This is a genomic window from Mesobacillus sp. (assembly GCF_057785455.1).
Window position 1 is genome coordinate 103540 of sequence record NZ_JBYNSB010000035.1, and the last position, 25845, is coordinate 129384.

Consider the following 25845-nt stretch of genomic DNA (forward strand, 5'->3'; position numbering starts at 1 on the left):
CACATGCAGCGAGCATTCTCAACGGATGCCGGGATTAATGGTTCCTCAAACCAATCAAATCAGCAATTTCCGCCAGCACAGTGGCTTCCAGTTCCATCGAAGCCAAAGCTGCTTTTGCTTTAGTCAGGTGATTGGCCAGGGCTTCCTTCGCTCCCTCTATTCCCAGAAGCGCAGGATAGGTACTTTTTTCGTTCTCTGTATCGCTGCCTACCGGTTTACCAATCAGCTCTTCACTGCCCTCAAGATCGAGTATGTCGTCCCTGATTTGGAATGCAAGGCCAATATGATAAGCGAATTGAACTAAGGTCTCCTTTTGTTCTTCTGTCGCACCCGCAATCTGTGCTCCGGCCAGAATGCTGTATTCCAAAAGTTTGCCTGTTTTATTGATATGAATATATTCAAGCTGCTCCAGTGTGAGCTGCTTGCTTTCACCCTCCATATCAGCTATCTGTCCACCAACCATCCCGGCTGCACCTGCAGCTTTTGATAAGCCGCCGATCAAGCTGAGCTTCACCGCCGGAGGGACATCTTCTTCATTCATTTCCGCTAGCAGATTGAAGCTGTGGGTCAACAGGGCATCCCCGGAAAGAATTGCTGTAGCTTCACCAAAAACCTTATGATTGGTAGGCTTGCCTCTTCTTAAATCATCGTCATCCATACTGGGCAAGTCGTCATGGATCAAAGAATACGTATGCACCATTTCAATGGCGGCAGCTGCATCCCTGCCAATTGCCGGATCCTTTCCAAACGCTTCAATCACAGCAAATAGCAATAAAGGGCGGATTCTTTTACCGCCTGCCTCAAGTGAATAAAGCATCGATTTAGCCAGATTTTCTGGTGTCTCAATGGCCAGGACAGCCTCCCTAAGCCTTTCTTCAACCAGAGCTTTATATTTTTTTGTGAAAAGTTCAAGTGAAACAGGGTGCAATACTACTCCTCCTCATTTATGGAGAAACCTTCAGTACGTCCATCTTCCGTAATGATTTCAGCCAATTGTGTCTCGACATTCTTAAGTTTATCATGACAGAGCTTGGAAAGCTCCATGCCCTCTTTATAAAATGAAATTGCTTCTTCAAGCGGGACATCTCCCTCTTCAAGCTTTTCGACGATTGATTCTAATTGTTCCATCGCCTGTTCAAATGTCAATTTTTTCTCATCTGCCATCATTTCCACTCTCCTCTATATCAGTGACAATACACTTTAAGCTTCCATCAGAAAGCTTGACATAAATCTTTCGGTCAGGACTTGCCTGGGAAACCTTTTTGATAAGCTGTCCATCTTCTGTGTAGGCAAGGCTATAGCCCCGGTCCATTATTTTTAACGGGCTCAAGGCTTCAAGTGTTGAAATAATCCCGTTAAACTCTTTTCGTTTTTCTGTCACTACTGCTGTCATTGCCCTGTTTAAAGCCCTTGCTGCTCTTTGATGCTTTTCAGCAGAAATATTTTTCAATTCCTCAGGATGGCTCCTCTGCAGCCGTTTTCTGATTAATTGGAGATTGTCCATTTTGACTGAGTAAAGCTTTTGCGCTCCTCGAGTCAATGACTCTGTCAGCTTGTCAACCTGTTCAAGCTTTTGTTCATAGAGTTTTCTAGGGTACCGGAAGGCATAGGACCTGATAAGCCTCTGGTAGCGTTCCTGCTGGAAGTACACTTTTTCCCGCATTGCCCTTAACAGCCTTGTCTCACGATTCATGACACGCTCAAGTAGCTCCTGGATATGCGGCACCGCAAGCTCGGCAGCTCCTGTTGGCGTTGGCGCCCTCATATCGGCGACAAAGTCAGCGATGGTAAAATCCGTTTCATGGCCCACCGCAGAAATGACCGGGATCGCCGAAGCGAATATAGCCCTGGCGACTGCCTCTTCATTGAAAGACCATAACTCTTCGATAGAACCACCGCCGCGGCCGATAATCAGGACATCAACATCCTTTCTTTCATTCGCTTTCTGGATAGCCCGCACGATTGATGGAGCTCCCTGCTCACCCTGTACCAAAGCAGGATAGATCATTACTTTGGTAATAGGGTATCTCCTCTTTATCGTTGTCAAAATATCCCTTATTGCCGCTCCTGTGGGTGAGGTCACGATTCCAACTGCCTTAGGGTATTTAGGCAAAGCCTGCTTGTACCTTGGCGAAAACAGGCCTTCCTGCTCCAGTCGTTTCTTCAACTGTTCATAGGCAATAAAAAGATCGCCAACCCCGTCGGTTTTCATTTCTTTAATATATACCTGATATTGTCCGCTGCCCTCGAAGACGGAAATTTCTCCCCGCACAAGGACCTTCATGCCGTTTTCCGGCTTGAACTTCAAGGATCGATTCGCACTCGCAAACATGACAGCAAGTATTCTAGCCTTTTCATCCTTAAGTGTAAAATACATATGACCGCTCGTATGGCGCTTAAAGTTCGATATTTCACCTTTAATATATACATCCTGAAGGTGTGGATCTGCATCAAATTTTCTCTTTATGTATTTGGTTAATGCGTTGACGGTCAGATAACGCTGATTATCCATGACAAACTCCTTTAAAAGCAATTTCCATTAGCTGCTGCTTATATTTCAAACCCATAAAAAAACTGTCTATATCCATTATAAATTTAGAATCTCGATTCGTCACTTGCAGCAATGAATAAGAGCCTCTAAAAAATAATAGATATAGACAGGATCACACCTTATAGATTCGAATTTTGCAGTTTATTGAGGTGATTATTAGCAGATTTCAATGTATTATACATAAGCATGGCGATCGTCATGGGACCTACTCCGCCTGGAACAGGTGTGATATAGCCAGCCTTTTCTTTAACCTCAGCATACGCAACATCTCCGCAGAGCTTCCCTTCGGCATTGCGGTTCATGCCAACATCGATGACCACTGCACCTGGCTTGATATGATCAGCGGTAATCAGGCCTGCTTTCCCTACTGCTGAAACGACAATATCAGCCTTTTTTGTATGTTCCTTCAAATCCTTTGTCCTTGAATGGCAGTATGTAACAGTGGCATTTTTGTTCAGGAACAGCTGTCCTGCAGGTTTACCGACAATATTGCTTCTGCCGACTACCACGACGTCCTTGCCCGCTGGATCGATTCCCATTTCCTCCAGCATGACCATCACTCCGAATGGAGTACATGGCAAGAATGCGTCCTGCCCGGTCATCATCCGCCCAATGTTGATTGGGTGGAAACCATCCACGTCCTTTTCAGGGGAGATTGCTTCAATCAATTTGGTTTCATCAATGTGTCCAGGAAGCGGCAGTTGGACCAGAATGCCATGGATTTCTTCGGCCTTGTTCAATTCATCAATTTTTGAGAGCAATTCATGCTCTGTGATGGTGGATGGATACTCAATCAGTACATTATGCATCCCTAATTCACGTGCAGTCTTCTGCTTGCTGTTCACATAAGTCCTTGATGCCTGATTATCCCCGACAAGAATAACGGCAAGACCGGGTGTAAGATCCTGCCTCTTCAATTCTTGAACACGTTCGACAATTTCGAGCCTTTTCTTTTTAGCAATTTCTTTTCCATCAATAATTATAGCAGCCATTTCTTTCTCCCCCTCAATCATTCAGGAAAGGTCCAACCTGCCTTTTAATGGTTTAGGAAATACTCTGTTTCACCTTAGAAAGAACCCCATTTATAAACCGGCTTGATTGGTCATCTCCATACAGTTTCGCAATTTCAATCGCTTCATCAAGAACTACATTTGCAGGTACTTCTTCGCCGCAATGTTTTAATTCATAAACGGCAAGACGCAGAAGGTTACGGTCAACAGCGGCAAGTCTGTCCAATGACCATTTCTCTAAATAGAGCTTTATTTGCCCGTCGATTTCATCCTGATGTTCAATCGTTCCAAATACAAGCTTATTCAGGTAGTCATCGCCCGCTTCCTCCTCCAATACGTGTTCGATTGCATCAGAAGGTTCTACTTTGCTTATATCAATCTGGAATAAGGCCTGAAGGGCCTTTTCTCTTGCTGTTCTTCTTTTCATTCTATTCCTTAGCTCCTTTATGGCTTGTCTGATTCTAACAAAATAATAGCATATCATAACTTATTGCGCATGGTTTCCTATTATTTTTCACTTTTTAGAAAAAGTTAATCAAAACAATGGAAAAATTGCCATCTTAGAGGCTAAAGAAATGCATGTACCTGTATTAAGGATGTTGCGCTTCGCTTTGCTCCTGCGGGGTTTCATCTGCCCGCTTCATCCCGCAGGATTAAAAATCAACCTTCAAATTAACAGAGCCGAAATTTAAAACACCAAGCGCCTATTATGGTTTTTTCATCCTGAACAAAAAAAAACCAAAGACACATTAATTATGCCTTTGGTTCCGTTTTCATACTTCCTGTTCTACTTCTGCTTCTGCCTTTTGGTTTTCAAATTGAATTCCGACGACATGGATATTCACTTCAGTGGCATCCAATGCAGTCATATTCAATAAAGCCTGGCGAATATTATCCTGGATCTTTTGTGCAACTGCAGGAATGGATACCCCGAATTTCATGACGCAGTATACGTCAACTTTAATTCCTTCTTCAGCAAGTTCTACCTTTACACCCTTGCCGTGGTTTTTCTTGCCAAGCTTCTCTACTACACCGGCAGCAAAGCTTCCGCGCATTTGCATCACACCTTCCACTTCAGATGCAGCAATGCTTGCGATGACTTCGATTACTTCAGGTGCAATTTCCACTTTCCCCAAGCCGCTATCAACATGGCTCATTTCAAGTAAATTTTGCTGTTCACTCATGGCCTGACCCTCCTATTATTCTTCTGCCATTACATCATACATTTCCAAGAATTTAGTATTGAATTGCCCCTCTACAAACTTCTCATGGTTCAGAAGCTTCAGATGGAACGGGATGGTTGTATGAATTCCTTCAACCACGAATTCGCTCAGGGCTCTCTTCATGCGGTCGATCGCTTCTTCCCGGCTGCTTCCGTAGGCAATGACCTTTGCAATCATTGAGTCATAGTATGGCGGAATCGTATAGCCAGGATATGCCGCTGAGTCTATTCTAACACCAAAACCGCCTGGTGGCAGGTACATTTTAATTTTTCCCGCAGAAGGCATGAAATTTTTCGCAGGATTTTCGGCATTTATACGGCATTCAATTGCCCAGCCGTTGAACTGCACATCCTCCTGCTTAAGGTTGAGCCTTTCACCAGAGGCAATTTTTATTTGTTCCTTAATCAAGTCAACACCTGTTACCATCTCTGTTACAGGATGCTCGACCTGGATTCTCGTATTCATTTCCATAAAATAAAACTTTCGATTGCGATAATCGTAAATGAATTCTACCGTTCCAGCACCTGTATAATTCACGGCTTCAGCAGCTTTTACTGCTGCAGCACCCATCTCAGCCCTCGTTTCCCCATCAAGCGCTGGTGATGGCGTTTCCTCGAGCAGCTTCTGCAGGCGCCTCTGGATCGAACAATCGCGTTCACCAAGGTGGATGGTATGTCCATAGCTGTCAGCAAGAACCTGGATTTCAACATGGCGGAAATCTTCAATATATTTCTCAATATAGACTCCCGGATTCCCAAATGCTGTCATTGCCTCCTGCTGTGTGATATTGATACCCTTGATCATTTCCTGCTCGGTTCTTGCTACGCGGATCCCCTTACCTCCGCCGCCGGCTGTCGCTTTAATGATGACCGGATAGCCAATCTCATTGGCAAGGCTTATTGCATCTTCTGTGCTCTCTATAATGCCCTGGGAACCTGGCACGATCGGAACATTAGCAGCCTTCATCGTTTCCCTTGCTACATCCTTAGTTCCCATTTTCTGTATCGCTTCCGGTGATGGCCCGACAAAAATGATGTTGCACTCTCTGCAAAGCTCTGCAAAATCTGCATTCTCTGCAAGGAAGCCGTAACCCGGATGAATAGCATCACAGCCGGTCAGCTTAGCGACACTGATGATGTTGGTAAAATTCAAATAGCTGTCTTTTGAAGCCTTGGGTCCGATGCAGTATGCTTCATCAGCAAGCTGGACATGCAATGATTCCTTGTCTGCTTCAGAATATACAGCAACCGATTCAACTCCAAGCTCACGGCAGGCGCGGATGACACGCACTGCGATTTCTCCTCTATTGGCGATCAGTAATTTTTTTATCATTCATATCGCTCCCTATTCAGGCTTGACCAGGAATAAAGGCTGTCCGTATTCAACCAGCTGGCCGTCTTTTGCTAGAATTTCAACAATTTCCCCATTTACTTCTGCTTCGATCTCATTAAATAGCTTCATCGCTTCTACGATACAAACGATTGAATCCTTGGTCACCTTTGCCCCCTGCTTTACATAAGCCTCGGCATCCGGAGAGGAAGATTGATAGAAAGTTCCCACCATTGGTGAAACAATTTTATGTAAGTGCGAAGTGTCCTTAACTTCTTCCTGCTTAACTTCCTGGATCGCTGCAGTTTCGATTTTAGGCTCCTGCTTAACAGTTTCCTGAACAACAGGCACCGGCTGCGGTGCTGGAGCTGGAGCAGCAAGAACTGGCTGAGCTTGCTCGGCAACAGTTTTGACTGCACCATGCTTTTTCATTTTGATCTTTGACCCTTCATATTCATATGAAAACTCGTCAATGCTTGATTGGTCTACTAATTTAATCAATTCTCTGATTTCCTGAACTTTTAACATTTTGGGCACCCCTTGTCCATTTTCATAATTATGACTAGATACTAATACTATACGATAATACCATGTGCAAATTCAATATGTTAGGATAATTCCTTCCCTTACCTATCTATTTTAATATTTTCTGAAAAAAAAGTGAATTCATTCGACAGGAATCGTCCCTTTTTTAGCGAATATATCATTAGTTTGCGATAAGGGGAGAAAACACTGAATGAAAACCATTGAAGAAATTAAAATGGAGGACCTCAACAGAAAAAACTCTTTGATTGTGAAAGCCACTCTCATTTCTGTCATTCTTGCCGCCGTGGTTGACATTGCGATGAAAAAGGATTTAGAAGTCATTCTATCAATTGTCGCAGGAGGAGGAGCCGGTGTAGCGATCGTTGCATTGCTGCATTTTTTAAAAAAGCTCACTGCACTTATTCCATATCTTGCAGTAGTGATTGTCTCTGCTGTTTTATTTTTGATCATGGAGACAAGCGTGTCGCCTACAGCCTATATTCTGCTGTATTTTATCCTGGCAACGGCTGCGGTCTACATGGAAAGGAAGCTCCTTTGGCTCGCATCTGGAATCGGCTTTGCAATTATAACTGTGTTTTCATTGCTGCACAGGCATGAATTGCCATTGGAAACAAAGAACTATGTAACGATTTATCTTTTATATGCATTGATTACGATTATGCTTTCCTTCCAGTTTTCAATCTCAAACAGGCTTGCCGAAACGATTGTTTCTGCCCAGCAGGAATCCGCAAACCTTTTGTTAAAAGATGTGGAGACAAGGAAAGTGATTGAAAGAAACACCAAAAGCATATCAAACCTGATCGATGAAGTAAAACTTAAGAGCCGCGAGAACTTTGAATCTTCGATGGATATGACGAACGCTGTAACGGAGATTTCCGCAGGCATCAACAGTCAGTCAGCTGCTGTAACAGATATTACCCTGACTCTAGAACAAACCAACCAGGTGATTGCAAAAAGCTCCATCCTGGTGGAAAAGCTCCATCAGGACTCCCAGTCAGCTGAAGCGGTAACAGACAAGGGGGACGAATTGATGTCCCGGCTTATTGGGGAATTGACGGCTTCCTATGAAAATATGCAGACTGTCAATAAGCATATTCAGTCATTATCTTCGCTTATAAAAGAAACTGCGAGCTTTGCTGCGGACATCCAGGGAATTGCGTCACAGACGAATTTGCTCGCATTAAACGCTTCAATTGAAGCTGCCAGGGCCGGGGACAGCGGAAAGGGATTTGCCGTCGTAGCCGAGGAGGTCCGGAAGCTTGCCGACATCACAGGCGGTACAGCCACCCAGATCACAGACAATCTTCATCGGGTCATGCATGACACCTCAATGACAAAGGATGGCGTCAGCATGACTGCAAAAAAGCTGACACAAAACCTGGAACTTGCAGCAGAAACAATGGAATCATTTCAGATTATCCATCAAACCTTCAGGAATTTAAAGAGCGATGTATCTGAACAAGAAGCCTTGACAAGAAGCATCCTTGATTCATCAATGGCGATTGAAGCAGCCCTTGCCGGATTTAGCTCTGTTATCCAGCAGGCCAGCGCGGCGCTGGAGGAAATTTCCGCCGCGGCGGTCTCCCAGAGCTCGCATCATGAACAGTTATTCAAGTCCGTGGAAATCGCCCACGAATCACTCGATAACCTGTTGGAGCTGCAGAATCAAAACTGAAATCAGTCTAAATCAAAAGGGAAAGCAGCGGGTGCTTTCCCTTTTAGATTTAATTATTTGGATGGCTCGAATTGTACGGCTACTGGCTGTAATGCACCTAGTTCAGTTCTTACCATTTGGATGATTTCATTTGCTGCTGATGCTGAATGATCTTTAGCTTTTACAGTAATTCTTACATTTTCACCATCAGCACGGACAAGTGCATCTTCATAGCCCATTGATTTGATCAATGTCTCCAGAACGCCTTCCTTTTGGGCAATTTCGTCAAGCTCGTTCATCTTATCGATTGCATTGCTCTTCTCTTCAGCAGGGAGATCTGTAGATGCAACAATTGCTTGAAGATCTTCCTTCATCTTTGTGCGCTGTTCTTCCAGCTTCATGCGAAGAGCTTCAAACTTTTCATCGCTGGCAACGCCCGAAATCACAGTGGCACCATCTTTGGTTTCAGTACCTGCTGTTTCTTTATTATCTGCCTTTTCTTCAACACCGGCTAATTCATTACCCTTTTGCTGTTCTGGCGATGTGATATAATACACCGAAAGAACGACCACTAGGCTCAGCATTGTCAATAACCATACAGTTTGTTTTTTTAATAACATCTATTAATCCCCCTTAGATTTTTTTGGCATAACTGCCACTCGGTGGTTCGGAACATCCAGCGACCTGGTAACAGCCTCGATGATCCATTTTTTAATCTGTATATTTTCAGCTCCCTTGGCCACAACCAGGACTCCTCTGATTTCCGGCTTTTTGGTTTCAAGCACAAGCGGAACCTCTTTTTCGCCATTCCGGACAAGGACGAGCTGCTCATCCTTTGATGCTTCCTCTACCTTCCTCTGGCCGCCCTCCCGATCGGTTTCATCCGTTGTCTGGGATTGAATGGTTGTATTTTTCTCAAGAACTTTTTTCTCAGTAGCATCGACATTGACAAACACTGTGACATCACCGACACCATTGATTCCTTCAAGCATCTCTGTAAGCTGGGCTTCATAAGCCTCTTCATATTGAGAGATGACGTCATTTCCGGCGCTTTTCTTCTGGCCGAACACAGCTGTGTCTTCCTCTGGAGCAGATTCCTTCATGGCTGGCATGACAGATTCAGCAGAATTCTTGTTGCCAGCGATATTTCCTACTAGCATGATCGCGGCTCCGAAAAGGACGACAATCATTAAGTATTGGTATTTGCCGGATTTCTTTTCAGGCGGCCCATCTTTAGAACCGAATTGTTTTCTTAGCCAGCTAAGAGGACCTTTATCATTGTCCATGTTCGTCATTCCCCCCTTCTATCATGATTTGAATAGAGTTTTCAGGAACATTCCATTTTTCTGACAGAAGAGAAGATATTTGATCGGTATTCTTAGAGGTTTGTTTTGATGGAAGGGGTGCGCTGGTATCAATTTCTACTTCTCTTACTACTGCCACAGTCTCTCCTTCGTCTTCGGCCTTTTTCAAATGCACGATGACATATTCCAGGTTCTCCGGGAAGGACCGCTGATCCTGATCATTTACTTCAAGCTCGATATTAGCAATCTCCATTCCTTGCTGCTCCATCAACTCCTCCTCCGCGGCTGTTTTCAATTGGACAGCCATTGTTTGTAAAATATATGCATGCTGGGAGGCTTGTATTTCTCTTTTCTGAAATTCTAAAGAATTTTTTATCTTTTCGTCTTCCTGGCCATTATATTGACCGATTGAGGCAATCGCGGTTTCAAAATCAGTGTTGAATAATTTCATCACTGGGGAAAGGATAATTGCAATCAATATCAGGCCGGTTACAATCTTGGTGTACTTTTGGAATGACGAATTAGGAAGCAGCATATCAAGCACAGTCGCAAGAAGGATGAAGATAATGATATTCGTTACCCATTCCTTTAAAAAGTCCATAATGACCTCCCTCCTATCTGACCATCATCGTCAAATTCCCAGCAGCAATGATGACTGTTATCGTCAGGAAAAACATCAGTGAAACGATGCCGAGAGCGGCAAAAACATAAATGATACTCTTGCTGATGATATCAAGGCATGTGATGACCGGGCCGCCTCCCAATGGCTGCAGGATGGCGGCTGCAAATTTGTAAATGAATGCGACCATCAGGATTTTAACAGCAGGAAAAGCTGCAATGATCAGCAGGATCGCGACTCCTGCCAGTCCAACTGTATTTTTCAGAAGCATTGAGGCACTGATGACTGTATCGGTAGCATCCGTAAAGACCCGGCCTATGACAGGAACGAAATTGCCGGTAATGAATTTCGCTGTCTTGACGGTAACCCCATCAGTTACTGCGGCCGAGGCTCCCTGAACGGAAATGACTCCAAGGAATACAGTCAGCAGGATTCCGAGAAGTCCGACACTCCAGTTTCTTAGCATGCTCGCCAGCTGGGTGACCTTGTAGTGCTCCGATAAGATGCTGACAATGCTTAGCAGGGTTGACAGAAACAACAGCGGCAGGACGACATATTGGATGAACAATCCGCTTGTATTCATCATGAATAGTATGACTGGATGGAAGAATGCCGCCGAAACCAATCCGCCGGATGTTGCCATCAGCGCCAGCAATAAGGGAATCAGGGCAAGGATGAATTGAATCATCGTCCCGATTGCATCATTCGTATAATCTACAACGACATGGAAGCTGTTAAGGGCAATAATGATCAACACCATAAAAACGATGGAATAGGCCACCTTGCTAATGGTGCTTTTTTCAAATGAGTTTTGCAGAGCCTGAAGGAACATGCTGAAAACCGTCAGCAGGATCAGTGATCCCAGCAGCTTCCCGTTGACAATGAATTCATGGAAGGCAAAGTTCAAGATACCCCTGAACCATTGCTTCAATGAAAACTCTTTTTCCCCGCTGATGAAATCGTATAAGCTTCCTTTTTGGCTTTCCGGCAGATAACCATCATATTTATTGATAATGTCCTCCCAAAAAACCTTGAGGTCATCGATATTCAGTTTCTCAAGCTGGGAATCTGCTATTTCGCCAGGATTGATTAGTGGGTTTGATTCTGTTTCATTTTCAACAGCTTGTACAGCCGGACTGAAAAAAAATAACTGGGCAAGAACAATAGCAAGAATGAACTGCAGCCGCTGCTTCATATTTACATTCCACCTCTTCATTACAAGGCTTTTCATCAGCCCGGGATTAGTCGTATGATTGTTTCGATCATAACTGTGAGGATAGGGATTGCCATCGCAAGAATGAGGATTTTTCCGCCAAGTTCAATCTTGGAAGCGATCGCTCCCTGCCCGGCATCCTTTGTAATCTGGGCAGCGAATTCGGCAATATAAGCGATCCCGATGATTTTCAGGATGGTTTCGACATAGACTAGATTCACTTTTGCATTGGCTGCCAGCTTCTGGATCATATAGATAATCTGGTAGATTTGGTCAACTAGGAAAAGAAAGATGGCAGAGCCTGTAAAAACAATTAACAGGAAGGCAAAATTCGGCTTTTGTTCTTTTACAATGAGCGCAAGGAAGGTCGCAATCAGGGCAACGCCAATTATCTGAAGGATCTCAATGGCAATGACCTCCCTTAGCCCTGAAATAGAAATACAGATTTGATTTTTTGGAACAGATCATCAACAATCGAGGCTACCATAAACAGGATGTAGATGAACCCAAATAATGTGACCCACTGCGCGTACTCCTTTTTGCCGACCTGGTCAAGAATGGTGTGCAAAAATGCTACAACGATGCCTACACCTGCGATTTTAAAGATAATATCTACTTCTAGACCCATCTTGTCCTCCTCCTAAAAGCTACATCAATAAGATGATTAATAATAAACCTGATAAAAACCCGATGCTCTTCACCATTTTTTCGTATTTCATCTGCTTCTCGAAAGCATCCGCTTCCTCCCTTTCAAGATGGGAAATCGTGAGCAGGATTTGTTTTTGCTGGGAGTGCCTGTCATGCCTTCCGAGTGTCTCGCCGAATTGCTTCATGATTTCAAATTCTCCCTGTTTGAAGGCGGTCAGCTTCCAGACTTCTGACAGGCTTTCTTCCCAGGCAGCTTTAACTGTCGTTTCTGATTCGGTCAATTTTTTCGAAAAAGCTTCAAAAAACCACGATAGCGGCTTTGACATCTGTGCAGCCAGTTTCCTTGATGCCTCATGCAAAGGAGTGTGCCCAAACATGATTTCCGCTTCAAGTGACTGAAGTGCCGATTTCAACAGCCTCAGCTGCCTGGGTCGTTCACTTAAATGCCTGGATGCCTCAAAACCTGTCCAAGTTGTGGCCAGGATGATCATTACTGCGCCGATTATTTTTATCATTTATGTCACTCTCACTTTATGCTGGATTTCTTTGCCGTACGCGTCTTTTATCGAAGTTATGGTTCCTGGCCCGGAAACCCGCGCGAGTTCAACAAATCGATCAAAAATACCCATCTCAAGAATCGGTTTAAGTGTAGGCCGCTTCCGGATATCAGCCAGAGATTCACCGTGTGTTGTCATAATCAGCTTAATTCCTGCATTTACCGCCTCAAGAATCGCCTCTCCATCTTCCTTCCGGCCTATCTCGTCGACAACCAAAATATCAGGACTCATCGACCGAATCATCATCATCATTCCTTCTGCCTTCGGACAGGAATCCAGAATGTCGACCCTTGGGCCAAACGTCAGCTGCGGGACGCCTTTCACACAGCCTGCAATTTCTGATCTTTCATCCACAATGCCTGCTTTAAGCGGCGGGAGTTTTTTTGACGGCACTCCGCTCGAAATCATCCTCGCAATATCCCTTAGCAATGTCGTCTTGCCAGTTTGCGGCGGGCCGATGATCATCGTATGCTTCCAGCCATTCTGATATAAAAAAGGAAGAAGCGGCTCAGCGATTCCGATTTTTTCCCTGGCTATCCGGAAATTGAAGGATGAAATATCCCTGATCGCTTTAACGGTTCCATTTTCAAGGATAACCTTGCCCGCAAGGCCGACCCGATGGCCGCCAGCGATGGTGATATAGCCCCTTTTCAATTCCTCTTCCAATGTATACATAGAAAAATGTCCTAGCTTGTTCAACAGCTGGACAGCATCCTCCGGGGGAACAATGTATGCAAGGAATTGCGGCTTTCCCCTTACCGTGATCTCAATCGGCCGGCCAATCCTTATGCGCACTTCTTCCATTCCTTCTCGATCATTAGGAGGCACTGTTTCCAGTATTTCAGCTATTCGTTTCGGCAAAAAAGATAAGATATCGTCCATTATTGAACCTCCTGGCATACGCTTAATTAATATGTATGCCTGCTTGGCCACTTTATGACCTTATGCTGATAGATTCGTTCATGGAGTTTTGTAAATAAGAGTGGTATAAAAATTGGTAGGATTAGTAAAATCGAGAGGACAATACGGCCGTTTAGCTTATTTTTTTGGGAGAATTTTTAATGCGGGGTTAAGAATGATAGGCTTGATTCACGAGTTAACGGAACCTATTGGCATCTCTTTTTTCCGGACGTGAAATAGCTTGAGGAATAGCTTTAATTAACAGGCTCGGCTAAAGCTGATTGTTGTTTTTAAAGCCTGTTGATTGTAGTGGAAGGTGCGAAGACTCCTTCGGGATGAAGCGGGCCAGGTGAGACCCCGCAGGAGCAAAGCGACGAGGAGGCTCACCGCACGCCCCGAGGAAAGCGGAGCACCTGGAACGAAAATCAACTACCTTGTTTACAGAGCTTTTTAAAAGCTTAATTTCGATTAATCCGTCCGTTTAAACAGGTAACAGTTTGCAGAAAATAAACTTCATGAAAGGAGTTGATAAGATATGAATGAGGATCATCAAAAATTCCAGAAAGTGCAGCGTGACGACCGTGCAGCTTATTTAGGAGGCGGCAGAAGCCCTAAAGGCTCTCCAACAACAGATACAAAATACAATAACAACAATGATACAGATAAAGCTCCAGGTGCAGGCGAGTAATTGAGCAGCTGGCCCGGCCAGGCTCTCCTGCTCTCTGCTTGTGATGGATTTCATTATCCCATCATAAGTATAAGAGAATAGGAAAAAGCTTGGAGGGATGCGAATGGTTAATGGAGTATATCCAGACAACCGGACTTCAGAAAGCCAAAGAAAAATAACGGTAAATGGCGAAGGCACCGTCAAGGCAAGTCCAGATCTGGCGACGGCAACACTTGGAGTCCGAACTGAAAACCTCAACCTTCAGGAGGCCCAGGCAGAAAATGCGAAAAAGGCCAATGATCTGGTTAATGCCCTTGTTGGACTTGGCATTCCTAAAGAAGATATAAGAACGGCAGATTACCGTATCGACCCCATTTATTCGTATGAAGATGGCAAGCAGCTTTTTCAGGGTTATCGGGTTACACACCTTTATACGATCACTATTCGTGCTGTGAATCAAGTAGGCCAGGTAATTGATACCGCTGTGGCAAACGGAGCAAATGAAGTAATGAATATCCAATTTACCGTTGCCCAGCCTCAGGCGTATTATAACAGGGCTTTATCTCTTGCCGTCATCGATACATTTCAAAAAGCTGAAACCATCGCACGAACTTTCGGGATAACCACACAGCCACAGCTATTGACGATCAGAGAGGAATCACAAAAGGCCGTGCCTGGACCCTACATGGTGGCCTCTTTTGAAAAAACGGCAGGCAGCGGGACTCCGATCGAACCCGGAAAACTTGAGATAAAAGCAGCTTTAACAGCCACATATTCAATCTCTTAAAACAACCAGGCATTATGCCTGGTTTTATTTTTGTAATAGCCCTGCTTGTCACAATTTGTCTATACCCAAACATCTGCTTTTGTTGTAAAATACCCATATATGTATTTTAAGGAGAGAAGAACATGAAAAAAATCATTGCTGCGTTCATGCTTTTACTGTTGATTACCGGGTGTTCAGGTGCCTCATATAAAGATGTTTCTGTAGATGAAGCTAAGGAATTGATTGATTCAGGCGAAGTTAAAGTCATCGATGTCCGCACACCTGAGGAATTTGCAGCGGGACATATCCCAGGGGCAAAACTTGTCCCACTTCAAGTAATGGAAAGCATGCTTTCTGAACTCGATCAGGATCAAAAATACGTGGTGGTGTGCAGAAGCGGTAACCGTTCGACCGAGGCAAGCGGCATACTTGCTGAGAATGGGTTTAAAAATATCTATAACATGAACGGCGGACTAAATGAATGGAAATATGGGCTTGAGCAATAATTGTTTTTGACTGGCATCTCTTTAACTGAGATGCTTTTTTTATTTTTTGTTATGGATTGGATTGAGCTGGGTTCTCATTTCCGTTCAGTAGCGAAAATTGGAGCTGAAGTGCATCGAGCGGGGCTCTCGTTGCAGTTAAGCTGTGAAGATTCTTTTTGAAGTGCTTGATGGGGCATCTCGTTACAGTTCAGTTGCAAAAATTCTTTTTGAAGAACATTGAGGGTGGCTCTCGTTACAGTTCAGTTGCAAAAATTCTTATTGAAGTGCATCGATGGAGGCTCTCGTTGCAGATCAGCAGCAAAAATCCTTTCTGAGTTGTCTCAAGCAAGCTTCTTAGAACAATTCAACTGCAAAAAATCCCATGTGAATTGTCATGGGCGGGGCTCTCAGAACCATTCAAATGCAAATATCCCTACTGAATTGTCTTGGGGGAGCTCCTCAGAACAATCCAACTGCAAATATCCTATTTGAATTGTCTTAAGCGGTGCTCTCAGAACAATTCATCAGCAAAAATCCCATTTGAATTGTCTTGGGCGGGGCTCTCAGAACAATTCAACTGCAAAATTCCCATTTGAATTGTCTTGAGTGTGGCTCTCAGAACAATTCAAATGCAATACTCCCATTTGAATTGTCTTAAGCGAGCTTCTTAGAACAATTCAACTCCAAATATCACTACTGAATGTCTTGGGGGACCTTCTCCGAACAATTTAAGAGCACATTAACACCACAATTTCAACACGATAAAGTCAAGTGACGCTTTGCCTTAACTAATACGGAGTTGATCACATCCATATGAAAAAACCTGCCCTAAAGGCAGGTTTTTAGTTTATGCACGTGATACATAAGTCGAATCAGTTGTGTTGATGATCAATCTGTCACCCTGGTTGATGAAGAAAGGAACTTGAACAGAAAGACCAGTTTCCATGATTGCAGGTTTAGTTCCGCCAGAAGCAGTGTCCCCTTTGATTCCTGGTTCTGTTTCAGTAACTTCCAGTTCAACTGTGTTAGGAAGCTCGACACCAAGTGTTTCATGTCCGAATTGCATGATATATACTTCCATGTTTTCCTTAAGGAATTTCAATTCGTATTCAATAGAATTAGCTGGCAATTCAATTTGCTCATAAGACTCATTGTCCATGAACACGTGTTGGTCACCGCTAGCATATAGATATTGCATTTTGCGGTTTTCGATTTGAGCTTTCGCTACTTTTTCACCAGCACGGAAAGTTTTTTCCTGGATTGCTCCTGTACGAAGGTTACGTAGCTTGGAACGAACGAAAGCCGCTCCTTTTCCTGGCTTAACATGTTGGAAATCAAGTACTCTCCAAATGCCGTTGTCCACTTCGATTGTTAAACCAGTACGAAAATCGTTTACTGAAATCATTGTTTGTCCTCCTAAATACGTCTTATAGTATGATGAGTTCTTTTGTAGAATGTGTAAGGGACTCGTTATGGTCTAAAGTAATCACAGTATCGTCCTCAATACGGACTCCGCCTAACCCGGCGATATAAATTCCTGGTTCAACGGTTACAACCATTCCTGGTTCAAGTACTGTTTCAGAGCGAGAAGAAAGTCCAGGACCTTCATGAACTTCAAGGCCGATGCCATGTCCGGTTGAATGTCCGAAGTATTCCCCATAGCCTTTTTCTGTAATGAAGTTTCTTGTTAACGCGTCTGCTTCTTTGCCCAGCATACCAGGCTTGATCCCTGCCATTCCCCGAAGCTGAGCTTCCAGGACAATGTCATAGATTTCCTTCATTTTGTCTGCTGGTTTGCCAACAGCAACGGTACGCGTGATGTCAGAAACATATCCTTTATAATATGCACCATAATCAAGGGTAACCATGTCACCCGTTTCAATCACCTTGTCACTTGCCACACCATGAGGAAGGGCAGAACGGTAGCCAGAAGCTACAATGATATCAAATGAAGATGAAGTCGCTCCCTGTTTTCTCATGAAGAATTCAAGTTCATTCGATACTTCCAGTTCTGTTCTTCCCGGACGGATAAACTCAAGTATATGAGTAAATGCAGCATCTGCAATGGCTGCTGCTTCCTTTAATATCTTAATCTCTGAATCAGTCTTAATCAAGCGTAACTTTTCAATTTCGCCTGATACAGGGACAAGCTCTGCTTCGATCCCCTTTTCAAACGTTTTAAATGCAGAATATGTAACATGGTTTTCTTCAAATCCAAGCTTATTTATTCCAAGATTCTTAGCTTGTGCAGCAACCTCATCCTGGATAAGGCCTTTATGAAGGACAACTTCATAGCCTTCACATTGCTTTGCAGCCTGCTCTGTGTAGCGGAAATCTGTAATGAATAATGCTTTTTCGCTGCTGATCAACACCATGCCAGCTGATCCTGTGAAACCAGTCATATACCTGCGGTTAAAATCGCTAGTTACCAGCATCCCATCAATGCCAAGTTTCTCGAATGACGCACGTAGTTTCTGTATCTTTTCCATTTCTCTATTCCTCCCCTTTTCCTTCTTTGATAAACGCTTCAAGAGCAAGCTCATAACCAATTAGTCCAAGCCCGGCAATCTGGCCCTTTGAAACGGGTGCAATAACCGATTTGTGCCTGAAGGATTCTCTTTCATATACATTCGAAATATGTACTTCGATAACAGGACAATTTATTCCTGCTATTGCATCCCGTAGGGCATAACTATAGTGTGTAAATGCCCCGGGATTAAAAATGATTCCATCTACACCAGTGTCCTCTGCCTCATGGATTTTGTCAATCAATTCTCCTTCATGATTGGATTGGTAACAAACGATTTCGATGTCGGCTTCCGCTCCGAGCGAAACCATTTTCCTTTCCAAGTCCTTGAGTGTTTTAACTCCATAAATACCAGGTTCCCTTTTCCCAAGACGATTTAAATTGGGTCCGTTTAGCAAAAGTATTTTTTTCATAGAATGCTCCCGTAAAAAAAGAATGTCCAATATGAACATTCTAACATAAATATTTTTCTGAACACTACCTTGAACGACTTAAGTAGCAGCCTCTTTATGCTTTTTCTCACGGTTCTGGATTTCATTTTCTTCATATGATATTGAATACCCTACAAATACACCATACAGGATGTAAAAACACGCTGATGTGAAAATGGTGTCTTTGGATAGCTCCCAAAAAGGTTTGATCCCTGGGAATATCGGGTTCAGGACATAGAATACAAGGAAAAATAACACGAGCCCAAAAGCTGCCCCCGCCCAGATAGATTTAATCTTTCTCATCGCCGCATAGTAAACGAGGGCTGCTCCGATTGAAAAGAGTCCAATTGCAATTATCGAAATCACTGTTCCCAGCCATTGCTCCTTCCATTTTCCTAAAGCCCATGGCTCGAGGATGACGTTAGGGCGGATATCGGTAAAATTGAAAACATACGCCAGATACGCTAGGGAACTCCACAATATTCCCCCGAATAAACCTGTAATGATTGTCATTGCAATGAAGGACATTGGCTTTTCACGCTGGTTTTGTTCAAGATCTTCTCGATTGTGTTCCATTCATTACACCTCCGCTGTTAGTATGTCCCGAAGCAAGAAAGGAGTTGCATGAACTGGAAAAATTGTCGCATGGCCGCTTAACCGTATAGTGATTTTTGCATATTTTTAGTAAAATGAAGGAAACAATAAATTTATTGGATATTTTCGAACTGAACATGTGCCACAAGTTGTTAGAATTCTTCCGTTTAATTCCCCTGCAAAAAAGGAAAAAGAAGCAGGAGAACAGTATAATATCGAAGAATTTGTATAAAGTAAGCGATGGCAAGTTTAAAAGACTGAAAAAATGCTCATGATGCTTTTAGGGAGGTGGCTTTCTTGAATAATCGAACTTCTTTGTTCCTGGTTACAGGACTCATAATCCTTGCGATCATCGGATTTGTAAGCGGAATCCTGTACAATCCTGCTGGTGTTCTCCAAATGATCGCTATGGCAGCAATAATCGGTGCAATTATTTATTTCCTGGTACGGCGTTTTTCTGGATCCAGCCCTGGAAAGCAGCAGCATCGAGCATTTCAAAAAGCAGCTAAGCGATCCAAGAAAAGATTTCAGGCGAAAGAAGCAAATGCTTCTGGAAAAAAATCTAAAATAAAATCTCTCGCATCTGCTCGCAAGAAAAAGGATGCGTCTCATTTAACTGTCATAGACGGAAAAAAAGGCAAGAAAAAAAATCGGGCATCGTTTTAGCCCGATTTTTTTAATAGCACCAGGATTTGAAAAATTTGTCCGCATTCTTTTTCCCCAATTCAATAAGCTCCCATTTTTTACTATCAGTTAATTGAAACTCCGTTGTCAAAGAGCCTTCTGTGGGAATGAAAATAATATTTTTTTCATGTTTTCGGGAAATATATCGCGAATCATGCGCGTCCTTCATCGTTTCAAATAATGCATCAAACATTTGCAGCGCATTCTTGATTTTATTGGTTGGCTGCTGAATATAATGCTGGCTCAGCTTGACTCCAAGTACTGGCCTTACTTTTTTCACATTTTCCTTGTCAAACAGCCACATTGGAAAATTGCTCAATACTCCCCCATCAACAACAATATTGGTGCCAATTCTATCCCTCAGCTTAACCGGCTCGAAAAAGAACGGCAAGCTACAGCTCATCCGGATTGCCCTGGCAACGGGGAAAGTCCGGGGATCGATACCATACTTCGGTAAATCATCAGGAAGGATTAACAGCCTACCATTTGTTAAGTCTGAAGCAATAATTCTTAGTGAATCTGGCGCAAGATCACCAAAGGTCCTGAGTCCTCTAGCTGCAAGCGTATTGGCGATCCAGCATTCGAGCTCATCCCCTTTATACAGTCCCAGCCTCCAATAAACAAACAGCCACTTAGTCAATGCTGAGGGGATAATTGTTTTTCGCGAATCAAGGAACTTTTTCAGATCCAGTTCATCCACAAGACTGGCCATTTCTGCACTTGTATAGCCAGCAGCCAGCAACCCGGCTATTATGGAACCGGCACTTGTGCCTGCAACCCTTTTGAACCTGAATCCCCGCTCCTCAACTGCAGCACAGGCACCGATCAACGCAAAACCTTTGATTCCTCCGCCGGAAAAAACGCCGTCTATATACATATCAGCCACTCCCGTCGATGTAATCCCATCGTTACATCTTTAAGCGCTGTTTTTGTAAAATAGTACGGCGTACAAGTTGAAAATTTTTGGCTCTAAGTAAAATATTGGATTTCTGCCTCAGGGAAAAATGAATGGATATAGCCCCGGATTGTCTCTTCCAATTCGCGGGCTTCATCGGTTTGGTAGACATATTTGCCGATTCCGTAGCGTCCCCACTTGTATTTGCGCTTTTCTTCATCCATTTCCAGCTTGGATTTTGGATACCTCTTCTGAATCACGTTTTTAGCCGGCTTTGTAAACCGATGCTGGATCAGCTCAAAGCTCAGGCCAGTCAAATCGACTCCTTCAAGAGAGTGGCTCAGCCTTTCAAATAATTCATGATACCCTTCCCTCCAGCCTTCGTGAATATATATTGGCGCGACTATAAAGCCTAGCGGATAACCCGCACCTGCAACCTTCCGTGCCGCCTCCAGCCTCTCATCAAATGAAGATGTTCCGGGCTCGAAATTCTTGATGACATAGCGGGCATTTACGCTGAAACGAAATCTTGTCTTGCCATTGTGCTTTGCATCCAGCAAATGATCGACATGATGATATTTCGTCACGAACCTTAATTGACCATATTCGGTCTGTCCAATGAACTCGATTGTCTTTTTAAGAGCGTGGGTCAAATGGTCGATCCCAACAATATCAGAGGTACATGCAGCCTCAAACCGGGTGATTTCCGGCGCTCTTTCTTCCATGTATTTTTCTGCCTGTTCAAATATTTCATCGAGATTCACGTATGTACGAATATACGGTTTACTCCCAAGTGTTGTCTGCAGATAGCAGTAATGGCAATGACCCATGCACCCAGTGGCAAGCGGGATTGCGTATTCTGCTGACGGTTTGGAGGTATCGAATTTAAGAGTACGTCGCACGCCAACCACAAGAGTCGATTTGGCGTTTCGGTATTGTTGCAGTTCATTGTCTCCAGGAATGCCGCGAACCTGGTTGTGTGAGGTGGTCTCTCTGATCTCAAGCCCCATCTTTTCAAACTTTTCTTTCAGTTCCCTGCCTAGCGGGTATTCCAGAGCCTGTGGCTCAATGTATACTAATTGAGGTTCAAAAGGTTTCACTGTATATTCCTCATTTCTGTCCAGGTTCATTAATGTTAGTATGGTCAGAAATGAGAAAAGAGGATGGGAAAAATATTTCCATCCCCTTTTTGATGCTCTGTTAAACAAGGCTGTTGATTTTCGTTCCAGGCGCTTCGCTTTCCTCTGAAAAATTATGAAAAATCCCAACTGCAGGCTTTTTCAAGGGCAAATTTTTCTTGGGGCGTGCGCTAAGCCTCCTCGTCGCTTCGCTTCTGCGGGGTCTCATCTGCCCGCTTAATCACGAAGGAGTCTGCGCGCCTTCCACTACAATCAACAGGGTTTAAAAAACAAGATTCGGAATTAACCGAGCCAAACTAAAAGAAAAAAAGCACGAAGTAATATAGAAGCATCGTTGCCAGACCGACGGGTACTCCAAATGCAGCCCATTCTTTGCTGGTAATATTCAGCTTGCCAGCGGAAATGATGTTGGGAATGTTGCCCGGTATCAGCATTCCTCCACTGATTATCAGCCCCAGCAAAACTGCCCTGATTGTTTCCGAACCCATATCGGGGCTGATTTCTGCAGCGGCAAGTGTTGCATTATCAAGGATCGCAGAGATCATATTGATCCAATATAGGAGAGAAGGTGAAAGCCCGATGACATACTCATGAATAAAAGGTTCAAATCCATGGCCAAGAAATGTGAGGCCCATAACAAAAAAGTATATTTTCACCGACCTAACGATTATTTCCCTATAGCTTTCTGATTTGCTGCTAGACTTTAAACCATTGGTATCTGTATGCGGTTTTACCAAAAACATCGACATAATCCCGAAAATCACTATTGCCGGCATTACTTCCGAACCAATCAATTTAAACAAATAAAAGAAGTCGGCATCCAGTTTGCTGATTGTTATGGTCGCTAATGGTTCGCCAATAGGTGTTAAAGCTGCTCCAAGTCCGATTGAAAAACAGGCCAATACAGTGAAACGTATTTCCGATTTTCGGTCGAGCGGTAGCACATTAATGATGATAACAAGGATGATTGCTGCGATAATCGCTGTAATAATACTAGATGCTAACCCAAGTATAATCACTGTCAGTGCGAAAAACACTCTTGGTGTCAATACTCTGTTTCCCCATAAAATTGATTTTTCCATCGGCCCTTGAAACCATTTGGTTAACAAGCCTGCAGCAAAAACGGCAATAGTGATGGTGATTGAATCCATCAGAGCTTTTTCAACTAATTGATGATCCAGCATTCCGCTGATTCCTGCAGCTGCAATTCCCATGAAAAACAGAAAGAATTCCAGGTTGTGTTCTACTTGTTTCACTGTAAAAGGCAATAGTAAAACCAAAAGCAAAATGATGATTAAGCCAGTCATATTCTCCAGTCCTTTTTATGCAAGTGCTTTTATTATAAAACTATTCATATTATTTAGATAATAATTAACTCTAATAAGGTAAAAAAAATACCACGGCATGGCCATGGTATTTTCTCTTTATTTATAATCCACATTTCAGCTGTGCGTTACAGTTTGTACATGTATTGCAGCCGCCAATTTCTTTTACTTCACCTTTGCGGCAGACCGGGCAAGTATTGCCGACTTCAGAACCAATCGTTACATTCGTAGAGCGAAGCTCGTTGATTGTATCAACAAGGACAACATGCTGCTTCTGCTTTTCTTTCTTGTCGATTTCTTCTTCCATTGTGTTCTCTTCAGCTTTCAGCGTCAGTACCTGAGAGTCGCGTGAACCGTCTACATAAACAGTTCCACCCTTCGCTCCGCCTTTATACAGGCGCTCATAAACCTTTTCAACCTGCTCAACGCTATATCCTTTCGGAGCATTGACCGTTTTACTGATCGAGCTGTCAATCCAGCGCTGGATGACACACTGTACATCAGCATGAGCTTCCGGTGCCAATTCCATTGCTGACACGAACCAGTTAGGAAGGTTTTCCGGATCCGCATCCGGGTTGGAGTCAAGGTATTCCTGAACGATATCAGCCTTCACTTCAATGAACTTCCCAAGACGTCCGCTGCGGAAGTAAGAGAAGGAGAAGTAAGGTTCAAGGCCTGTTGAAACGCCAACCATGGTTCCAGTAGATCCCGTGGGAGCAACAGTCAATAAATGCGAGTTGCGAATACCGTTTTCAAGTATCGACTCACGAATATCTTCTGGCATTTTCTTCATGAAGCCAGTGTTCGTAAACGCCTTGCGAAGCCTATTTGAATCTTCTTCAGTCTCGCCTTGAAGGAATGGGAAGCTTCCTTTTTCCTTGGCAAGCTCAACAGATGCTCGGTAAGCAGATGTCGCAATCGTTTCAAATACTTTATCTACAAGCTTGTTGCCTTCTTCTGATCCATATTCAGTCTCACAATAAATCAGAAGATCGTGGAGACCCATTACGCCAAGGCCAACACGGCGTTCGCCTAATGCCTGTCTCTTATTGTCTTCCAGGAAGTAAGGCGTCGCATCAATGACATTGTCCTGCATGCGGACACCTACTTCAACCGTGCGTTTCAATTTCTCAAAGTTTACTGTTTTTGTTTCCTTGTCTGCCATTTCTGCCAGGTTAACGGCAGCGAGGTTACAGACTGAATTAGGTGCAAGTGGTTGTTCCCCACATGGGTTTGTCGCTACAACCTTCTGTCCATAAGCTTGTGCGTTTGTCATATCGTTGGCATTGTCGATGAAGAAGATGCCTGGTTCTGCTGAGTATGTCGCACAGATATTGATCAGGTTCCATAATTCTTTAGCTTTGATTTTTCTGTAGGTACGTACCTTGTATCCAAGCTTTTCCCACTCTCGTACATCGCCTACTTTATACCACTCTTCATTATAAAACTTCATTGTTTCAGTATCATAGCTTTCAACATCAGGGAAACGAAGTTCATATTCTTCATCATTTTCCACGGCATCCATGAAGTCTTTAGTCAATGTCACTGAGATGTTAGCACCTGTAAGGAATTCGGAGTTATGGACTGTATAGGTGCCGCCTGTCGCAAGCTTCTCTTCTGCTGATTTCACGATATCAGCGCTGAAACCGCCATAGCCTGGGATATGCTTATAGTTCACGATTCCCTGGTACATTGCTTCTTCCTGCAATGTCAGCGGTGTGAATTTCAATTTTTCTTTCGCTTGCTTTTTGATCGTTTCGTCTTGAGTATTTTCAATCAGGAAGCGAAGGATTCTTGGGTTTTGCATTTTTGAAATGATGAATTCTACGATATCAGGATGCCAGTCCGAAAGCATGATCATCTGTGCTCCCCTGCGGGAACCACCCTGCTCAACCAAATGAGTCAGCTTCGCAATATCATCCAGCCAGGAAACCGAACCGGAAGATTTTCCGTTAACACCCTTTGCAAGAGTATTACGTGGTCTTAATGTTGACCCGTTCGTTCCAACTCCGCCGCCTCGGCTCATGATTTCCATAACCTGCTTGCGGTGCTCGGAAATACCTTCGCGTGAATCCTTTACAAAAGGCATTACATAGCAGTTGAAGTAGGTTACATCCGTGTCGGCGCCTGCTCCATAAAGCACACGGCCTGCCGGGATGAAATTCATCGATACAAGCTCCTGATAGAACTTTTCAAACCATTCCTGGCGCTTCTCTTCTGTTTTTTCAACAGCTGCGAGTCCAGTAGCATTTCGCTTTGCGATTTGCTCGTAAAAAACTTCCAGCGGTTTTTCAATGACATCCAATGAACGTTTGATTACGCCAGTTGAAACCTCCTCCGGATCATCGAGCACTCCTCGGAATTCTTCATCTACTAGGACCCTGGCTGTTTTGCTTTCCCAATCAATATCTAGTATGAATCCTAATCCCCTGGCTGGGAACTTCGGATCCTCTTTGATCGTAAGGACGACGAAGTCCCCATTTGATAGAGTGATTTTTTCAGTGTCTTTAAAAGTATAGCGGTCCAGCATGACAAGTCGGGATACGCCTTTGTGGGTTAATTTCATATCTGGTGTAATCGGATGAACCTGTGGGAACAACTTAATATCATCGTTCAGACTCTCCACGTTCAGGCTCATTTTCTGTCCAATGGTAACAGACATTTCTACAACTCCTTCATTGGTTTTATTGCACATCTATATAGTTTTACTAGAAGTATGTAACTCTAGCTGCAATCTTGAATTACCCTTACGTTATCATAATGAAACATAAAAAATCA

General features: G+C 43.6%; 29 protein-coding genes. 5 read left to right on the top strand and 24 right to left on the bottom strand.

The genetic code is table 11. The features are described 5' to 3' along the window. Positions 1-34 precede the first annotated feature (34 nt). From AC3EBE_RS14345 to accB, 8 genes are all read right to left on the bottom strand, one after another. Positions 35-928 (bottom strand): polyprenyl synthetase family protein, encoded by an 894-nt coding sequence (locus AC3EBE_RS14345; protein ID WP_488595724.1) that lies wholly within the window; start codon positions 926-928, stop codon positions 35-37. 2 nt (positions 929-930) lie between these two features. Then, complete coding sequence (locus tag AC3EBE_RS14350) at positions 931-1164, bottom strand: exodeoxyribonuclease VII small subunit (protein WP_488595797.1); 234 nt, start codon at positions 1162-1164, stop codon at positions 931-933. Then, positions 1154-2512 (bottom strand): exodeoxyribonuclease VII large subunit, encoded by a 1359-nt coding sequence (gene xseA, locus AC3EBE_RS14355; protein ID WP_488595725.1) that lies wholly within the window; start codon positions 2510-2512, stop codon positions 1154-1156. The genes AC3EBE_RS14350 and xseA overlap by 11 nt, the downstream gene beginning before the upstream one ends. A gap of 158 nt (positions 2513-2670) precedes the next feature. Then, the gene (folD, locus tag AC3EBE_RS14360) at positions 2671-3543 is read right to left on the bottom strand and encodes a bifunctional methylenetetrahydrofolate dehydrogenase/methenyltetrahydrofolate cyclohydrolase FolD (RefSeq protein ID WP_488595726.1); all 873 of its coding nucleotides are present in this window, start codon (positions 3541-3543) and stop codon (positions 2671-2673) included. Between the two features lie 52 nt (positions 3544-3595). Beyond that, positions 3596-3988, bottom strand: coding sequence for a transcription antitermination factor NusB (gene nusB / locus AC3EBE_RS14365; protein ID WP_488595727.1), 393 nt, complete (start codon positions 3986-3988; stop codon positions 3596-3598). 346 nt (positions 3989-4334) lie between these two features. After that, the gene (locus AC3EBE_RS14370) at positions 4335-4745 is read right to left on the bottom strand and encodes an Asp23/Gls24 family envelope stress response protein (protein WP_488595728.1); all 411 of its coding nucleotides are present in this window, start codon (positions 4743-4745) and stop codon (positions 4335-4337) included. A gap of 15 nt (positions 4746-4760) precedes the next feature. Further along, a complete protein-coding gene (gene accC, locus AC3EBE_RS14375) occupies positions 4761-6116 on the bottom strand; it encodes an acetyl-CoA carboxylase biotin carboxylase subunit (RefSeq protein ID WP_488595729.1) in 1356 nt (451 codons plus the stop codon). A 12-nt stretch (positions 6117-6128) separates the two neighbouring features. Next, complete coding sequence (accB, locus tag AC3EBE_RS14380; RefSeq protein ID WP_488595730.1) at positions 6129-6641, bottom strand: acetyl-CoA carboxylase biotin carboxyl carrier protein; 513 nt, start codon at positions 6639-6641, stop codon at positions 6129-6131. 208 nt (positions 6642-6849) lie between these two features. Here accB and AC3EBE_RS14385 point away from each other — a divergent pair, with 208 nt between their 5' ends. Then, positions 6850-8334: a methyl-accepting chemotaxis protein gene (locus AC3EBE_RS14385; RefSeq protein ID WP_488595731.1), complete on the top strand. Its 1485-nt coding sequence runs from the start codon at positions 6850-6852 to the stop codon at positions 8332-8334. A 53-nt stretch (positions 8335-8387) separates the two neighbouring features. On the opposite strand, the gene AC3EBE_RS14390 is transcribed toward AC3EBE_RS14385, so the two are convergent. The 8 genes from AC3EBE_RS14390 to spoIIIAA are packed head-to-tail and all read right to left on the bottom strand — an operon-like array spanning position 8388 to position 13536. After that, on the bottom strand, positions 8388-8933 hold the full coding sequence (locus tag AC3EBE_RS14390; RefSeq protein WP_488595732.1) for a SpoIIIAH-like family protein: 546 nt from the start codon (positions 8931-8933) through the stop codon (positions 8388-8390). A gap of 3 nt (positions 8934-8936) precedes the next feature. Then, positions 8937-9599, bottom strand: coding sequence for a stage III sporulation protein AG (gene spoIIIAG / locus AC3EBE_RS14395; protein WP_488595733.1), 663 nt, complete (start codon positions 9597-9599; stop codon positions 8937-8939). Then, positions 9589-10218: a stage III sporulation protein AF gene (spoIIIAF, locus tag AC3EBE_RS14400; RefSeq protein ID WP_488595734.1), complete on the bottom strand. Its 630-nt coding sequence runs from the start codon at positions 10216-10218 to the stop codon at positions 9589-9591. The genes spoIIIAG and spoIIIAF overlap by 11 nt, the downstream gene beginning before the upstream one ends. Before the next feature lie 13 nt (positions 10219-10231). Beyond that, positions 10232-11431 (bottom strand): stage III sporulation protein AE, encoded by a 1200-nt coding sequence (gene spoIIIAE / locus AC3EBE_RS14405; RefSeq protein ID WP_488595735.1) that lies wholly within the window; start codon positions 11429-11431, stop codon positions 10232-10234. A 35-nt stretch (positions 11432-11466) separates the two neighbouring features. Beyond that, a complete protein-coding gene (gene spoIIIAD, locus AC3EBE_RS14410; protein WP_488595798.1) occupies positions 11467-11862 on the bottom strand; it encodes a stage III sporulation protein AD in 396 nt (131 codons plus the stop codon). An 8-nt stretch (positions 11863-11870) separates the two neighbouring features. Then, positions 11871-12077, bottom strand: coding sequence for a stage III sporulation protein AC (gene spoIIIAC, locus AC3EBE_RS14415; RefSeq protein WP_009794945.1), 207 nt, complete (start codon positions 12075-12077; stop codon positions 11871-11873). Positions 12078-12096: 19 nt separating this feature from the next. Beyond that, positions 12097-12612, bottom strand: a complete 516-nt coding sequence (gene spoIIIAB, locus AC3EBE_RS14420; protein WP_488595736.1) for a stage III sporulation protein SpoIIIAB — start codon at positions 12610-12612, stop codon at positions 12097-12099. Further along, positions 12613-13536, bottom strand: a complete 924-nt coding sequence (gene spoIIIAA / locus AC3EBE_RS14425) for a stage III sporulation protein AA (protein WP_488595737.1) — start codon at positions 13534-13536, stop codon at positions 12613-12615. It lies immediately after the preceding gene. Between the two features lie 553 nt (positions 13537-14089). Here spoIIIAA and AC3EBE_RS14430 point away from each other — a divergent pair. The 3 genes from AC3EBE_RS14430 to AC3EBE_RS14440 all read left to right on the top strand — a co-directional run bounded on the left by AC3EBE_RS14430 (position 14090) and on the right by AC3EBE_RS14440 (position 15493). Then, entirely contained in the window at positions 14090-14242 is a 153-nt protein-coding gene (locus AC3EBE_RS14430; protein ID WP_488595738.1) for a hypothetical protein, read from the top strand. A 103-nt stretch (positions 14243-14345) separates the two neighbouring features. After that, positions 14346-15008, top strand: a complete 663-nt coding sequence (locus AC3EBE_RS14435) for an SIMPL domain-containing protein (RefSeq protein ID WP_488595739.1) — start codon at positions 14346-14348, stop codon at positions 15006-15008. Between the two features lie 122 nt (positions 15009-15130). Beyond that, complete coding sequence (locus tag AC3EBE_RS14440) at positions 15131-15493, top strand: rhodanese-like domain-containing protein (protein ID WP_488595740.1); 363 nt, start codon at positions 15131-15133, stop codon at positions 15491-15493. A gap of 826 nt (positions 15494-16319) precedes the next feature. Here the strand turns inward: AC3EBE_RS14440 and efp are convergent. The 4 genes from efp to AC3EBE_RS14460 all read right to left on the bottom strand — a co-directional run bounded on the left by efp (position 16320) and on the right by AC3EBE_RS14460 (position 19006). Further along, on the bottom strand, positions 16320-16877 hold the full coding sequence (efp, locus tag AC3EBE_RS14445; RefSeq protein ID WP_488595741.1) for an elongation factor P: 558 nt from the start codon (positions 16875-16877) through the stop codon (positions 16320-16322). Positions 16878-16899: 22 nt separating this feature from the next. Then, positions 16900-17961 (bottom strand): M24 family metallopeptidase, encoded by a 1062-nt coding sequence (locus AC3EBE_RS14450; RefSeq protein ID WP_488595742.1) that lies wholly within the window; start codon positions 17959-17961, stop codon positions 16900-16902. A gap of 4 nt (positions 17962-17965) precedes the next feature. Further along, positions 17966-18412, bottom strand: coding sequence for a type II 3-dehydroquinate dehydratase (gene aroQ / locus AC3EBE_RS14455; RefSeq protein WP_488595743.1), 447 nt, complete (start codon positions 18410-18412; stop codon positions 17966-17968). A 78-nt stretch (positions 18413-18490) separates the two neighbouring features. Continuing rightward, a complete protein-coding gene (locus tag AC3EBE_RS14460) occupies positions 18491-19006 on the bottom strand; it encodes a YqhR family membrane protein (protein ID WP_488595744.1) in 516 nt (171 codons plus the stop codon). Between the two features lie 306 nt (positions 19007-19312). Between AC3EBE_RS14460 and AC3EBE_RS14465 the strand changes: the two genes are divergently transcribed. Next, positions 19313-19690: an SA1362 family protein gene (locus AC3EBE_RS14465; protein ID WP_488595745.1), complete on the top strand. Its 378-nt coding sequence runs from the start codon at positions 19313-19315 to the stop codon at positions 19688-19690. Positions 19691-19700: 10 nt separating this feature from the next. Here the strand turns inward: AC3EBE_RS14465 and AC3EBE_RS14470 are convergent, their stop codons facing one another. From AC3EBE_RS14470 to AC3EBE_RS14485, 4 genes are all read right to left on the bottom strand, one after another. Beyond that, a complete protein-coding gene (locus tag AC3EBE_RS14470) occupies positions 19701-20585 on the bottom strand; it encodes a patatin-like phospholipase family protein (protein WP_488595746.1) in 885 nt (294 codons plus the stop codon). A gap of 92 nt (positions 20586-20677) precedes the next feature. Beyond that, positions 20678-21703 (bottom strand): spore photoproduct lyase, encoded by a 1026-nt coding sequence (gene splB / locus AC3EBE_RS14475; RefSeq protein WP_488595747.1) that lies wholly within the window; start codon positions 21701-21703, stop codon positions 20678-20680. Positions 21704-22038: 335 nt separating this feature from the next. Beyond that, positions 22039-23049: a DUF1646 family protein gene (locus AC3EBE_RS14480; RefSeq protein ID WP_488595748.1), complete on the bottom strand. Its 1011-nt coding sequence runs from the start codon at positions 23047-23049 to the stop codon at positions 22039-22041. Positions 23050-23170: 121 nt separating this feature from the next. Then, positions 23171-25729 carry a vitamin B12-dependent ribonucleotide reductase gene (locus tag AC3EBE_RS14485; protein WP_488595749.1) on the bottom strand — a complete coding sequence of 853 codons (2559 nt, stop codon included), beginning with the start codon at positions 25727-25729 and terminating at the stop codon, positions 23171-23173. Between the last annotated feature and the right edge of the window lie 116 nt (positions 25730-25845).

Excerpts from the sequence above, each read along its gene's own strand:
- spoIIIAA (WP_488595737.1), bottom strand. The coding sequence starts at position 13,536 with ATGGACGATATCTTATCTTTTTTGCCGAAACGAATAGCTGAAATACTG.
- nusB (WP_488595727.1), bottom strand. The coding sequence starts at position 3,988 with ATGAAAAGAAGAACAGCAAGAGAAAAGGCCCTTCAGGCCTTATTCCAG.
- spoIIIAB (WP_488595736.1), bottom strand. The coding sequence starts at position 12,612 with ATGATAAAAATAATCGGCGCAGTAATGATCATCCTGGCCACAACTTGG.
- AC3EBE_RS14390 (WP_488595732.1), bottom strand. The coding sequence starts at position 8,933 with ATGTTATTAAAAAAACAAACTGTATGGTTATTGACAATGCTGAGCCTA.
- xseA (WP_488595725.1), bottom strand. The coding sequence starts at position 2,512 with ATGGATAATCAGCGTTATCTGACCGTCAACGCATTAACCAAATACATA.
- AC3EBE_RS14370 (WP_488595728.1), bottom strand. The coding sequence starts at position 4,745 with ATGAGTGAACAGCAAAATTTACTTGAAATGAGCCATGTTGATAGCGGC.
- AC3EBE_RS14430 (WP_488595738.1), top strand. The coding sequence starts at position 14,090 with ATGAATGAGGATCATCAAAAATTCCAGAAAGTGCAGCGTGACGACCGT.
- AC3EBE_RS14350 (WP_488595797.1), bottom strand. The coding sequence starts at position 1,164 with ATGGCAGATGAGAAAAAATTGACATTTGAACAGGCGATGGAACAATTA.
- AC3EBE_RS14470 (WP_488595746.1), bottom strand. The coding sequence starts at position 20,585 with ATGTATATAGACGGCGTTTTTTCCGGCGGAGGAATCAAAGGTTTTGCG.
- folD (WP_488595726.1), bottom strand. The coding sequence starts at position 3,543 with ATGGCTGCTATAATTATTGATGGAAAAGAAATTGCTAAAAAGAAAAGG.
- spoIIIAC (WP_009794945.1), bottom strand. The coding sequence starts at position 12,077 with ATGGGTCTAGAAGTAGATATTATCTTTAAAATCGCAGGTGTAGGCATC.
- AC3EBE_RS14440 (WP_488595740.1), top strand. The coding sequence starts at position 15,131 with ATGAAAAAAATCATTGCTGCGTTCATGCTTTTACTGTTGATTACCGGG.
- spoIIIAG (WP_488595733.1), bottom strand. The coding sequence starts at position 9,599 with ATGGACAATGATAAAGGTCCTCTTAGCTGGCTAAGAAAACAATTCGGT.
- AC3EBE_RS14385 (WP_488595731.1), top strand. The coding sequence starts at position 6,850 with ATGAAAACCATTGAAGAAATTAAAATGGAGGACCTCAACAGAAAAAAC.
- AC3EBE_RS14435 (WP_488595739.1), top strand. The coding sequence starts at position 14,346 with ATGGTTAATGGAGTATATCCAGACAACCGGACTTCAGAAAGCCAAAGA.
- accC (WP_488595729.1), bottom strand. The coding sequence starts at position 6,116 with ATGATAAAAAAATTACTGATCGCCAATAGAGGAGAAATCGCAGTGCGT.
- AC3EBE_RS14480 (WP_488595748.1), bottom strand. The coding sequence starts at position 23,049 with ATGACTGGCTTAATCATCATTTTGCTTTTGGTTTTACTATTGCCTTTT.
- aroQ (WP_488595743.1), bottom strand. The coding sequence starts at position 18,412 with ATGAAAAAAATACTTTTGCTAAACGGACCCAATTTAAATCGTCTTGGG.
- spoIIIAE (WP_488595735.1), bottom strand. The coding sequence starts at position 11,431 with ATGAAGCAGCGGCTGCAGTTCATTCTTGCTATTGTTCTTGCCCAGTTA.
- AC3EBE_RS14485 (WP_488595749.1), bottom strand. The coding sequence starts at position 25,729 with ATGTCTGTTACCATTGGACAGAAAATGAGCCTGAACGTGGAGAGTCTG.
- AC3EBE_RS14460 (WP_488595744.1), bottom strand. The coding sequence starts at position 19,006 with ATGGAACACAATCGAGAAGATCTTGAACAAAACCAGCGTGAAAAGCCA.
- AC3EBE_RS14450 (WP_488595742.1), bottom strand. The coding sequence starts at position 17,961 with ATGGAAAAGATACAGAAACTACGTGCGTCATTCGAGAAACTTGGCATT.
- spoIIIAF (WP_488595734.1), bottom strand. The coding sequence starts at position 10,218 with ATGGACTTTTTAAAGGAATGGGTAACGAATATCATTATCTTCATCCTT.
- accB (WP_488595730.1), bottom strand. The coding sequence starts at position 6,641 with ATGTTAAAAGTTCAGGAAATCAGAGAATTGATTAAATTAGTAGACCAA.
- efp (WP_488595741.1), bottom strand. The coding sequence starts at position 16,877 with ATGATTTCAGTAAACGATTTTCGTACTGGTTTAACAATCGAAGTGGAC.